The sequence below is a fragment of the Kribbella sp. WER1 genome (assembly GCF_054189145.1).
Window position 1 is genome coordinate 7,338,910 of the sequence record NZ_CM135186.1, and the last position, 12,463, is coordinate 7,351,372.

Below are 12,463 nucleotides of genomic sequence, written 5' to 3' on the forward strand. Positions count from 1 at the left end.
AAGGCCCGCGGGGGAGTCCCGCGGGCCTTCTTGGCTACTTGCCCGGGCGGGTGGTGACGGTCCAGTTGTCGAAGTCGTAGGTGACCGTCTGGTTGCCGACCTGGGCGGTGAACCGCGAGGCCAGCTGGTTCTGCTTCAGCCACGGGGTGTCGAACAGTTTGAACGAGTCGTAGTCGATCGGCTCGCCGTCCACCAGGTGGGTCGGGCCGGGCGCCTGGGTCGCGGAGTCGAACGTGAGGTCGAGGTCGTGTCCGCTCAGGCTGTGGTAGACCAGTCGCGGGTTGGCGTCGTCGACGTGACTCGTGTCCAGGCTGGTCTTCTTGAGCAGCGCGGCGGTGAACGCGTCCAGGTTCGGGTAGGCCGATGCGTCGGCGGTCTCGAGTACCCAGCCGTTGGTGTTCGCCTGGCTGCGCAGGATGTCGTAGCTGTAGGCAAGCGTCGCGGTCGGGTGGATCTGGGTGGTCGTCTTCACCTTGTTCGACGGGTCGTTCGGCGTCTGGTGGTACCAGGTCGCCGGCTTGGCCAGCTTGAAGGCGAAGTACGCCGAGCCCGCGTCGACGACCGTCCAGCCGTCAACCTCCTTGCGCTGCTTGATCGAGCCGTTGTCCGGGAACATCGCGTTGAGGTAGTTCGACGTCTGGTCGCCGGAGGTCTTGTAGACGCCGACCGCGGTCGGTCCTTCCTGCATCACCCGATGGTCGGCCGGCTGGTCGTACGACCCGATCGGCGCGTTGCCCTGGTCGACGGACAGCCGGAAGAGCGGGTTCGGCGCGTCCGACTTCCAGCGCAGGATCATCGGCTGGTCCTCGATCCAGTTGTCGACCCGCCGGTACTGGACCTCGGTGGCCAGCCCGTACGCCGGCCGCACGTAGCTCGTCCGGTAGATGTCCATCGCGTGCCCGCTCGAGTTCTGCAGGTTGGTCTTGTGCGCGGTGTACGACTTCCCGGTCGTCTGCCCGATCTGTACCGCGAGCGCCGGCGGCTGGTACGTCGTCCCCTTCCAGGCGAGGAATCCCGCGTACTCGAGGTCCGGCCGGTACGCCGAGGGCGCCGGGTTGTCGGACTCGCCCACGGCCTGCTGCGCGCGGTGGGCACCGAAGTACGTCCAGGCGACAGTCGCGTGGTCGGCGGGCCGCCAGCTCGGGTCGTTGACCGAGGCAAGGTCACCCTTGGCGCGGCTCTCCGACGAGATCAGGTAGCCGTCGTTCCAGTCGTTCGCCCACTCGAACCACATCACGTCCATCGCCATCTTGACCTGCTGGCGCAGCGCCTGGTCGTCGGCCCACTGGTAGATCGCGTTCAGGCAGACGTACGTCATCACCGTGTACTCGGGGCTCTCGTACTCGGCCCAGCCCCGCCGTACCGCGGCCTGCACCATCTCGAGGATGTTGGCCTTGTTGATCTCCATCAGCTTCGCCCCGGAGTTGCCGTTCAGGTCGACGACGTCCGGGAACGTCTGCCCGACCAGATAGCCGGTGACGTAGTTGCTCATCCGCAGGTTCTCGGTCTGGTTGAGCTTCTGGTAGCCGTACTTCGCGAAGTACGTCCGCACGTCCTGAACCATCGCGGGGCTGAACTGGTCGCCCGCCATCAGGTACGCGTACATCTTCGCGACGCTCTTGTACTGCTCGTAGTCGTAGCCCTGGTACAGCTTGTCCAGCTTCGCGAGGTTGGCGTCGACGTTCTGGTGGTCGACGAGCTGCGCGGTGTACTCCGCGACGTTGATCGGGCCCTCTTCCTCGAGCATGGCCTTGGTCTTGTCCCACAGCCACTGCGTGCGGGACTCGATCGTGCCGGGGTACGGCGCCGGCCTGGCCGGTACGCTCGCCGCGGTCGTCACGTGGACCGGAGCGCTCTGCGGGCTGACGTGGCCGAAGGCATCCTTCGCGCGGACGGTGAAGTCGTACGCCGTCGACGGCATCAGCCCGCCGACGGCCGCGATCGTGGTGGACCCGCTCACCGACGCGACCTGGTACCCATCCCGGAACACGTCGTACCCGGTGACCCGGGTGTCGTCGGTGGACGGTTGCCATTGCAGGGCGACGCCGCTCGCGGACGGCGTACCGGCGACCAGGCCGGTCGGGGTCGTCGGCGGTGATGTGTCGTTGACGGCGCCGGCGTCGTACACGCCGAAGTTGTCGACGGTGATCGCCTCGTCGGTGCCGCCGGTGTCGACGCGGACCTGGAACCCGAGCTCGACCGTCGTGACCAGCCGCTTGCCGCCGTTCGGCACGATCGTGAAGCGGTACTCCGGGATGTCGGTCTCGGTCACCGTCCCGCCGGAGGTGTTCTGGTACGCGGCCGTGGTGGTCAGGCTGACCGACGGGACCGGGAAGCGCGGCACCGCGACGTCGTCCCAGTTGCCGAACGAGATCTGCGCGTAGATGTCCTTGGCAACGGGTTTGCTGCTGGCCGCGCTGCGCTTGAGGTCGAACTGCAGGGTGAACTGCTCCGCCGGGCTACCGACCGGCTGGCTGTAGACCGCGTTGATGCGGTCCTTCAGGGCGCCGGTGGAGAGCCGGTGGTAGAAGTAGCTCGCCAGGTTGGCGTTCTGCGAGGAGTCGCGGAGCTCGACGGCCTTGTTACCACCGGAGTCGATCACCTGCTGGCTGCCGCCGCTGGTGGTGCTGGACAGTGTGAACGGGCTGACACCGGTGTCTACGCCGGTGTCCATGTCCGCAGCGAGCAGGTTGACCGGCGGATCAGCTGTGGTGGCTGCTGTTGCGCCGGAGGACTGTGCTGCGAGCAGCAGTGCGATGGACAACACCAAGGCTGAGGTTTTCACCCTCATGGATCATCCCTTTCGGTTGGGCACTACTTGACGGCCCCCGTGACCAAACCCTTGCTCCAGAACGACTGCAGTGACACGAACATCGCGACCACCGGCACGACCGACAGCAACGCGCCGGTGACGACGGTCGTGTAGCCGATCGGGTAGCCCTGCATCTCGCGCCAGCCGACCAGCCCCACGGTGACCGGCTGCAGCGAACTGTTGGCGAGCATCAGCGAGGGGAGCAGGAAGTTCGTCCAGATCGCGACGAACTGGAACAGGAAGACGGTGACCAGCGCCGGTGCCATGATCCGCATCCCCATCACGAAGATGCGGTACTCCCGGGCGCCGTCGATCCGGCCGGCCTCGATCAGCGCGTCCGGCACCGACGAGGCGGCGTAGATCCGGCTGAGGTAGACACCGAACGGGCTGACGATGCTCGGGATGAACACCGACCAGAACGTGTTCACCACTCCGGTATGGCTGAACAGCAGATACAGCGGTACGGCGAGCACCGGCGCGGGCAGTAATACCGCCGCCAGCACTGTCGCGAAGACGGCCTCGCGCCCGGGGAACGGGAACTTCGCCAACGCGTAGCCGCACATCGCTGACAGCAACGTGGAGACCGCGCCGCCGCCGACGGCGTACAGCAACGAGTTGAGCAGCCAATGGGAGTAGATGCCGCCCTGAGCCCGGAACAGCGTCTGTACGTTCTCCCACAACGCGAAGTGCTGCCCTAGCCAGAAGCCGTTGCCGGAGAACAGGTCTCCGCTGCTCTTGGTCGCCGACACCACCAGCCACCACACGGGCAGCAGGAAGTAGAGCGCGGCCAACGTCATGACCGCCAGCACGAACAGCCGCGAGGTCGGGCTCACCTTGGTCATGCATCAGTCCTTTTGGCCGACGCCCGGAAGACGACGACCGACAGCACGCAGATCAGTGCGCCGAGCACCACCGACTGCGTGGCCGCGTAGTTGAAGTTGTTGGCCGACAGCGAACGCAGAGCGGCCATGATCGGGGTGTACGTCGACGACAGGTTCGGCGCGACCGACTTCATCGTGACGGGCTCGTTGTAGAGCTGGAACGTGCCGATGATCGAGAACACCAGCGCCATCAGCAGCGCCGGGCGGACCTGCGGCACCTTGATGAACAGCGCCGCCTTCCAGCCCGAGCAGCCGTCCACCGCGGCGGCCTCCATCGTCTCCTCCGGGATGGCCTGCAACGCGGCGTACACGAGGATCGTGTTGTAGCCGGTCCAGGCCCAGGTCAGGATGTTCGCGATCGAGAACGGCAGCGCGCCGTCGCTGACGAAGCTGAGGTGCTCGAAGACGCGGGTGATCGGGCTCAGCGAGGGCGCGTACAGGAAGGACCAGACGAGTCCCGCGATCACTCCCGGCAGCCCGTACGGGATGAAGTAGGCGATCCGGAAGAACCGGGCGCCCTTCGTCGTCCGAGCGTCCAGGAGCAACGCGAGGAACAACGCGATGACGAGCATCGCGGGGACCTGGATGATGCCGATGAACGCGACCCGGCCGAGTGAGACCAGGAATTCCTTGTCCTGGAACACCTGCACGTAGTTGCCGAAGCCGGTGAAGACGGTCTCGGATCCGCCGAGCCCGAGACCGGAACGCTTCACCGCGAAGAAGCTCTGCTCGATCGAGTACGCGGTCGGCACCAGGTACACGAAGACGAACAGCACGAGGAACGGCAGCACGAACGGTGCGGCCCGGCGGAGTTGCTTGGTTCTCATTGGCTGACCGAGAAGCCCTGGGACTTGAGGGCGGACACCGTGTCCTGCTGGGCCTTCACGAGGGCGTCGCCGTAGGTCCCCTTCTTGGTCGGGATCTTGCCCAGGCCGTCACCGAGCGACTTGGCCGAGGTCGACATGATCGGTCCCCAGATCCAGCCGTCGTTCACCTTGTCGGCCTCGCTGCGGAACAGCTTGTAGATCGGCTGGCCGCCGTAGTAGCTCTGCGGCGCGTCGAGCGCGGCGTTGGCCAGGCCCGGCTTCGAGGCCGGCAGGATCGCGGCGGACGCGATCAGGTTCGACACCGACGCGTTGTCGGTCGACATCCAGAGCGCGAACTGGGTCGCCTCCTTCGGATGCGCGCAGCCCTTCATCACGGCCGTCGCCGAACCGCCCGAGTTCCCGACCTTGTCGCTGCCGCTCCAGCGCGGCATCGGCGCGACCGCCCACTTGCCCGCCGACGCCGCGGCGTTGTCGCGGATCAGCGACGCCGACCACACCGGCCCGACCTCGGCCCACACCTTGCCCTTGCTCCACGCGGAGTACAACGTCGCGTCGAACGCGGGGTACGCGGTGACCAGGTCCTTGTCGAACAGGCCCTGCCAGTAGTCGCCGACCTTCTTGCCGGCGTCGGTGTCGAACGAGACCGACCACGCGTTGTCCTTGACCCCGAACCACGGCGCGTCCGCCTGCCACGAGAATCCGGCGTACAGGTAGGGATCCGTGGGCAGGTTCATGATCCGCGCGGTCGGGTCCGCGGCCTTCACCTTCGCGGCCGCGGCGGCGAACTCGTCCCACGTTGTCGGGACCGCGATACCGGCCTTCTTGAACAGGTCGGCGCGGTAGAACGTCGCCATCGGCGCGGTGTCCACCGGTACGCCGTACGCCTTGCCGTCGACGCCGACATTGCCCCACACCCAGTCCGGGAACTGGCCCTTGTCCTTGGCCACGTCGTCGCTGACGTCCTGGAGCGCGCCTGCGGCGAGGAAGCTCGCGAACGTCTCGTACCCGATCTGCGCCAGGCAGGGCGCGTTGCCCGCCTTCGCGGCGGTCAGCATCTTGTCGTACCCGCCGGCCCCGCCGTTGGTGATCGCCTCGTACTTCACGTGGATGTCCGGGTGCGTCTGGTTCCAGAGATCGACGGACTTCTGGTAGCCGGCCGCCCAGCCCCAGAAGGTGACCTCGGCCGGGCCGCTCGCGGCGCCACTCCCGCTACCGCTCCCGCCGCTGTTTCCGCCGCCACACCCGGCCAGTACCAGACCGGCTGCTGCCGTTGCTGCCGCCAGCATCGCCGTTCGCTTGATCATGACGTTCTCTCTGTCTGCTCGCTACCGCGTGGATCGTGCCGGGATACTTGCATACAAGTAACCCACATGCAACGATTCAGGGGTGAATCCACGACCTGCCACCGTCCGGGAGCCGGATCCGACCGGGGTCCTGTCGCCGATCAGCCGGAGCCGGGCCCGCACCCGGACCTCCGACCTGGTGTACGGCGAACTGGTCTCCGCGATCCGGGATCTCCGGCTCGTGCCGGGCGCCTCGCTGTCCGAGACCGAGATCGCGGACCGCCTCGAGGTGTCCCGGACCCCGGTCCGGGAGGCGATCGCGCGCCTCGTCGACGCGGGGCTGGTGCACGTCGTACCCCAGGTCGGCACCCGCGTCGGGCTGATCCGGCTGCGCGAGGTGGAGGAGGCGCGCTTCGTCCGCGAAAGCCTGGAGACCTCGGCGTTCGAGGCTGCCTGCGGTACGGCGACGCTGGACGTCGGCGCGCTGCGGGAACTGCTCGAGATCCAGGAACGGAGCTGCCGGGCCGAGGACTACGACGCGTTCTTCGAGGCCGACGAGGCCCTGCACAGCGAGATCTTCGCGCTCAGCGGCTACCCGGGCGCCTGGCAGGCCGTGCAGCGGATGAAGCTGCAACTGGACCGGTTACGGCGGCTCGCCCAGCCGGACGCGGCCAGCATCCGCAACCTGATCGACGAACACCGGCTGATCGTCGACGCGCTGGAAACGCGCGACGTCGCCGGCGGCCGGGCGCTGATCAGCCGGCACGCCCGCCGGGCCCACGACCTCGCGCCGGCCCTGCAGGCGCAGTACCCGGACTATTTCGTCGAATGAGTATCCGGATCTCCCTCGGGCACGTCGACACCTACGACGCGCGGGTCGCGACGTTCGCGCACCAGCTCGGGCTGCGCAGCGTCCAGCTGCACACGCCGGACGTGCTGCCGGGCGTGGACGGCTTCTGGAGCCTGCCGGAGCTGCGGACGCTGCGGGAGCGCTGCGATGCGGACGGGCTCGCGATCGACGGTCTGGAAAACGTTCCGCTCGCGCACTTCTGGAAGATCCAGCGCGGGCTCCCGGGCCGCGACGAGCAGCTCGAGAACTATCAGAAGACGATCCGCAACCTCGCCGCGGTCGGCATCGACCTGCTCGGGTACAACTTCCTCGCGACCTATGTCTGGCGTACGTCGATGTCGGCCGCCGGGCGCGGTGGTGCCAAGGTCAGCTCGTTCGACCTCGCGGACGTGTCCCGCGGCAACGCGCTCGCCGGGTACCGGTTGACGCCGGACGAGCCGGTCGACGAGCCGATCACGGCGGACCAGATGTGGGCGAACCACCAGTACTTCCTGGACGCGGTGCTGCCGGTCGCGGAGGAGGCCGGCGTACGGCTGGCGCTGCATCCGGACGACCCGCCGGTCGACGAGCCGCTGGGCGGGATCGCGCGGATCTTCACCTCGCCGGCCGCCCTTGGCAGGGCCCGGTCGCAGGCGGCCGGCAGTCCGGCGTGGGGGTTGAACCTCTGCCTGGGCACGGTGTCGGAGATGGCCGGCGAGGACAGCATCAACGAGGTCATCGACCTGCTCGGGCCCGCGATCTGGTACGTCCACTTCCGCGACGTGCAGGGGACCGTGCCGCGGTTCAGCGAGTGCTTCCTCGGCGAGGGCAACTTCGACCCGGCCCGGGTGATCCGGCGGCTGCTGGCGGCCGGGTTCGACGGATTCCTGATCGACGACCACGTACCGGCGATGATCGGCGACCTCGACACCTGGGGCGACATTTCGTCGGAGGCCTACTGCAGCCGCGGGCGCGCGCACGCGATCGGCTATCTGCAGGGCGTTCTCAACGGCATTGGAGCGACTGATGGGTGAGTTCGACGGCAAGGTCGCGATCGTCACCGGCGGGCGGAGCGGCATCGGCCAGGCCGCCGCGGAACTGCTGTCTTCCCGCGGCGCAACCGTCGTCGCCGCCGGCCTGCCCGGCCCCTCGGGTGACGGTGTCGACCTCGACGTCACCGATCCAACGGCCTGCGCGCACCTCGTCGACGAGGTGGCTCGTACGCACGGAAAACTCGACATCGTGGTCGCCGCCGCCGGCATCCAGCGGTACGGCGACGTCGTGGAGACCTCGGCCGCCGAATGGAACCAGGTCCTCGACGTCAACGTGACCGGCGCCTTCAACATCGTCAAAGCCGCCTTGCCGCAGCTGCGGGCGCAGGGCGCCGGCGCGATCGTGCTCGTCTCCTCGGTGCAGGCGTTCGTCACCCAGGAGTCGGTCGCCGCCTACACCACCAGCAAAGGCGCGCTGAACGCGTTGGCCCGCTCGATCGCCGTCGACGAAGCCGCCCACGGCGTCCGCGCGAACACCGTCTGCCCCGGCTCCGTCGACACCCCCATGCTCCGCGCCTCCGCCCGCACCTTCAGCTCCGGCACCCCCACCGCCGAACAACAGCTGGTCGACACCTGGGGCAAGGCGCACCCCCTGGGCCGCGTCGCCCGCCCCGACGAGGTCGCCGAGGCGATCGCCTTCCTCGCCGGCGACCGCGCGTCCTTCATCACCGGCATCGCACTCCCGGTCGACGGCGGCCTCCTCGCAAAGGCCGCCGTACTGCTCCCGGAGTGAGTGGGGCGGAAGGCCCGCGGAGCGGCGAGTTGCACCGCGGGCCTTCCTGTCTGTGTCACTCCTGCGTCAGTCCCAGCTCAGGCCGCTGGAGGACTGGTACTCGATCACGCGGGTCTCGAAGAAGTTCTTCTCCTTCTTGAGATCCATCACCTCTGACATCCATCCGAAGGGGTTCCGCGTTTCACCGAAAATCGGTTTCAGCCCGATCTGTTCGGCGCGGCGGTCGGTGACGAAGTGCATGTACTGCTCGCAGAGGTCCGCGGTCAGGCCGAGCATGCCGTTCGGCATCGTGGCGCGGCCGTAGGCGACCTCGAGCTCGCACGCCTCGGTCAGCATCTGCCGGACCTCGGCCTGGAACTCGGTCGTCCACAGGTGCGGGTTCTCCTGCTTGATCTGGTTGATGCAGTCGATGCCGAAGTTCAGGTGGATCGACTCGTCGCGCAGGATGTACTGGTACTGCTCGGCGATCCCGACCATCTTGTTGCGCCGGCCGAGCGACAGGATCTGCGCGAACCCGGTGTAGAACCACATGCCCTCGAACACCACGTAGAACGCGATCAGGTCGCGCAGGAACGCGGTGTCGGTCTCCGGCGTACCGGTCCGGAAGTCCGGGTCCTCCAGGTGCTGGGTGTACTTCAGCGCCCAGGCGTCCTTGTCGGAGATCGACGGGACCTCGCGGTACATGTTGAACAGCTCGCCCTCGTCCAGCCCGAGCGAGGTGCAGATGTACTGGAACGTGTGCGTGTGCACCGCCTCCTCGAACGCCTGGCGCAGCAGGTACTGCCGGCATTCGGGGTTGCTGAGCTGGCGGTAGACCGCCAGGACGATGTTGTTCGCGACCAGGGACTCCGCGGTGGCGAAGAAGCCGAGGTTGCGCTTCAGCATCAGCCGCTCGTCCTCGGTCAGGCCGTCCTTCGACTTCCACAGCGAGATGTCGGCCTGCATGGAGACCTCGGTCGGCATCCAGTGGTTGTTGCAGGCGTTCAGGTACTTCTCCCAGGCCCACGTGTACTTCAGCGGCAGCAGTTGGTTCACGTCCGCGCGGGCGTTGATCATCGCCTTGTCGGCGACCTCGATCCGGGCTGCTCCAACAGAAATCGTGCTCACTGGCAGGCCTCGCAGTCGGGGTCGTCGAGGGAGCACACGGCTCCGGTGGGTTCGGGAAGGGCGACGGCGACCGCGTTGAGCCGGCCGTCGGTGCCCTGCAACGTGGACTTCTCCACATGGGTTGCTGACTGGGAGCGGAGGTAATACGTCGTCTTGAGCCCGTACCGCCAGGCGTTCCGGTACAGCTCGTCGAGCGCCCGCCCGGACGGCTTGGCCATGTACAGGTTCAGCGACTGCGCCTGGTCGATCCACTTCTGCCGCCGCGAGGCAGCCTTCACCAGCCACAGCGGGTCGATCTCGAACGCCGTCGCGTAAAGCTCGCGCAGGTCCGCGGGGATCCGCTCGATCCCGGCCAGCAGCCCGTCGTGGTACTTCAGGTCCGACACCATCACCTGGTCCCACAGCCCACGCGCCTTCAGGTCCGCGACCAGGTACGGGTTCGCGACCGTGAACTCGCCGGACATGTTCGACTTCACGAACAGGTTGCTGTACGTCGGCTCGATCGACTGGCTCACGCCGCAGATGTTCGAGATCGTCGCGGTCGGCGCGATCGCCATCACGTTCGAGTTCCGCATGCCGTCGCGGAGCACCTTCTGCCGCAGGGCGTCCCAGTCCAGCTGCGCGCTGTCGTCGACGATCACGTCACCGCCGCGGGCGTCCCGCAGCAGGCTCAGCGAGTCGATCGGCAGCACACCCTTGCTCCACAGCGAGCCGTCGTACGACGAGTACCGGCCGCGCTCGGCGGCGAGGTCGCTCGACGCCGCGATCGCGTGGTAGCTGAGCTGCTCCATCGAGCGGTCCGCGAACTCGACCGCGGCGTCCGACGAGTACGGGATCCGGAGCTTGAAGAGCGCGTCCGCGAACCCCATCAGGCCGAGGCCGACCGGGCGGTGCCGCTGGTTGGCCCGCTCGGACTCCGGGGTGGTGTAGAAGTTCACGTCGATCACGTTGTCGAGCATCCGGACCGCGGTCGTGACCGTGTCCCGGAGCAGTTCGGCGTCGAGCCCGTCGGCGGTCAGGTGCGCGACCAGGTTGACCGAGCCCAGGTTGCAGACCGCGGTCTCGTCGACGGTGGTGTTCAGCGTGATCTCGGTGCACAGGTTCGACGAGTGCACGACGCCGTCGTGCTGCTGCGGCGAGCGCAGGTTGCAGGCGTCCTTGAACGTGATCCACGGGTGCCCGGTCTCGAACAGCACGGTCAGCATCCGCCGCCACAGGTCGACGGCCTTGACCCGCTTGAAGACCCGGACCTCTCCGCGCTCCGCGGCCTCCTCGTACGCCGTGTATGCGGCCGCGAACGCCTCGCCGAACAGGTCGTGCAGGTCCGGCACCTCGTCCGGCGAGAACAGCGTCCAGTCGCCGCCGGCCTCGACCCGCTGCAGGAACAGGTCGGGCACCCAGTTCGCGGTGTTCATGTCATGCGTCCGCCGCCGCTCGTCCCCGGTGTTCTTCCGCAGATCGAGAAACTCCTCGACGTCGATGTGCCACGTCTCCAAGTACGCACACACTGCGCCCTTACGTTTTCCACCTTGATTCACGGCGACTGCGGTGTCGTTGGCGATCTTGAGGAACGGGACGACGCCCTGGGACTCGCCGTTCGTGCCGCGGATCTTGGCGCCGATGCCGCGGACCGGGGTCCAGTCGTTGCCGAGGCCGCCGGAGTACTTGGCGAGCAGGGCGTTGTTGCGGATGCCGGTGAAGATGCCGGACAGATCGTCCTGGACGGTGGTCAGGAAGCAGGACGAGAGCTGCGGGCGGGTGGTGCCGGAGTTGAAGAGCGTGGGGGTCGAGGACATGAAGCGGAACGAGCTGAGCAGCCGGTAGAACTCGATCGCGCGGCCCTCGCGGTCGTCCTCGCGCAGTGCCATCCCCATCGCGACCCGCAGGAAGAACGCCTGTGGCAGCTCGTAGCGCACCTTGTCGATGTGCAGCAGGTAGCGGTCGTACAGCGTCTGCAGGGCGAGGAACGTGAAGTTCAGGTCGGCCTCGGGGTCGATCGCGGCGGCCAGCCGGTCGAGGTCGAAGGTGGCCAGCTCGGGGTCGAGCTGCCCGGCCTCGACGCCGACCGCGATGTAGCGCGCGAAGTAGGTCTTGTACGCCTCCCGCATGTCGGCCTGGCTGGCCTGCCGGGGCTCGCCGTGCACCCGGCCGAGCGCCTCGCGGCGGATCTGGTCCAGCAGCAGCCGGGACGCGGCGAAGCTGTACTGCGGCTCGGTCTCGACGTACGACCGGGCGGCCATCACCAGCGCGAGCTCGACCTCGTGCTGCGCGATGCCGTCGTAGCAGGCGCCGAACGCCTCGTCCAGGATCAGCTCGGGGTCGACGGAGTCCAGACCGGCGGCGGCCTCGGCGACCACGATGCGGAGCCGGTCGACGTCCAGTGGGGACCGGCTGCCGTCGGCCGCGCGGACGGTCAGCGCGGGCCGGTCGGTGACGCCGGACGGGTCGGCGGGTGTGCGGGCCTTGGTCCGCTCCTCGCGGTACAGCACGTAGGCGCGGGCGACCTGGTGCTCACCGGCGCGCATCAGCGCCAGCTCGACCTGGTCCTGGATGTCCTCGACCTGCACGCTGCGGCCGGCGTCGCCGCGGCTGGTCAGGGCGCCCACGACCCGGCCGGTCAGGTCGGCCACCAGGTCACGGACCCGATGGGTGGTGCCGGCGTCGGCGCCCTCGACGGCGAGGAACGCCTTCGATACCGCGACGGAGATCTTGGTGACGTCGAACGGAGTACTGCTGCCGTCCCGGCGGATGACGGTCAGCTCGACAGCCGCGCCCGTCTCCACAGGTGAAGAAGAAGCAATGGTCACTGGTGTGCGCTCCAGAAGAGTTCGAAGACCCGGTGCCACGCGAGCAGGCGCACGACGGGACCGGCAACACCGGCCGGGAACTCTGCCGTCACGCCCTGCGACCCACCCGCGAGGTCTCGGACCGCGTGCACC

9 protein-coding genes are annotated in these 12,463 nt (G+C 67.9%); 3 read left to right on the forward strand and 6 right to left on the reverse strand.

The genetic code is table 11. The features are described from left to right. Positions 1-34: 34 nt before the first annotated feature. The 4 genes from ACXJJ3_RS35875 to ACXJJ3_RS35890 are packed head-to-tail and all read right to left on the reverse strand — an operon-like array spanning position 35 to position 5,824. Positions 35-2,791, reverse strand: a complete 2,757-nt coding sequence (locus ACXJJ3_RS35875; RefSeq protein ID WP_458166348.1) for a fibronectin type III domain-containing protein — start codon at positions 2,789-2,791, stop codon at positions 35-37. Positions 2,792-2,814: 23 nt separating this feature from the next. Next, complete coding sequence (locus tag ACXJJ3_RS35880) at positions 2,815-3,654, reverse strand: carbohydrate ABC transporter permease (protein WP_458166349.1); 840 nt, start codon at positions 3,652-3,654, stop codon at positions 2,815-2,817. Further along, complete coding sequence (locus ACXJJ3_RS35885) at positions 3,651-4,520, reverse strand: carbohydrate ABC transporter permease (protein ID WP_458166350.1); 870 nt, start codon at positions 4,518-4,520, stop codon at positions 3,651-3,653. Before ACXJJ3_RS35885 ends, ACXJJ3_RS35880 begins: the two co-directional genes overlap by 4 nt. Then, complete coding sequence (locus ACXJJ3_RS35890; protein WP_458166351.1) at positions 4,517-5,824, reverse strand: extracellular solute-binding protein; 1,308 nt, start codon at positions 5,822-5,824, stop codon at positions 4,517-4,519. The genes ACXJJ3_RS35885 and ACXJJ3_RS35890 overlap by 4 nt, the downstream gene beginning before the upstream one ends. Before the next feature lie 82 nt (positions 5,825-5,906). On the opposite strand from ACXJJ3_RS35890, the gene ACXJJ3_RS35895 reads away from it, so the two are divergent. Genes ACXJJ3_RS35895 through ACXJJ3_RS35905 form a run of 3 tightly spaced genes read left to right on the forward strand, consistent with a single transcriptional unit; the run spans position 5,907 to position 8,417 of the window. Next, a complete protein-coding gene (locus ACXJJ3_RS35895) occupies positions 5,907-6,635 on the forward strand; it encodes a GntR family transcriptional regulator (RefSeq protein WP_458166352.1) in 729 nt (242 codons plus the stop codon). Next, positions 6,632-7,666, forward strand: coding sequence for a mannonate dehydratase (locus ACXJJ3_RS35900; protein ID WP_458166353.1), 1,035 nt, complete (start codon positions 6,632-6,634; stop codon positions 7,664-7,666). The genes ACXJJ3_RS35895 and ACXJJ3_RS35900 overlap by 4 nt, the downstream gene beginning before the upstream one ends. After that, entirely contained in the window at positions 7,659-8,417 is a 759-nt protein-coding gene (locus ACXJJ3_RS35905; RefSeq protein ID WP_458166354.1) for an SDR family NAD(P)-dependent oxidoreductase, read from the forward strand. The genes ACXJJ3_RS35900 and ACXJJ3_RS35905 overlap by 8 nt, the downstream gene beginning before the upstream one ends. 66 nt (positions 8,418-8,483) lie before the next feature. Here ACXJJ3_RS35905 and ACXJJ3_RS35910 read toward each other — a convergent pair whose 3' ends face one another. Beyond that, entirely contained in the window at positions 8,484-9,524 is a 1,041-nt protein-coding gene (locus tag ACXJJ3_RS35910; protein ID WP_458166355.1) for a ribonucleotide-diphosphate reductase subunit beta, read from the reverse strand. Next, positions 9,521-12,307 (reverse strand): ribonucleoside-diphosphate reductase subunit alpha, encoded by a 2,787-nt coding sequence (locus ACXJJ3_RS35915; protein WP_458166356.1) that lies wholly within the window; start codon positions 12,305-12,307, stop codon positions 9,521-9,523. Before ACXJJ3_RS35915 ends, ACXJJ3_RS35910 begins: the two co-directional genes overlap by 4 nt. Positions 12,308-12,463: the final 156 nt, after the last annotated feature.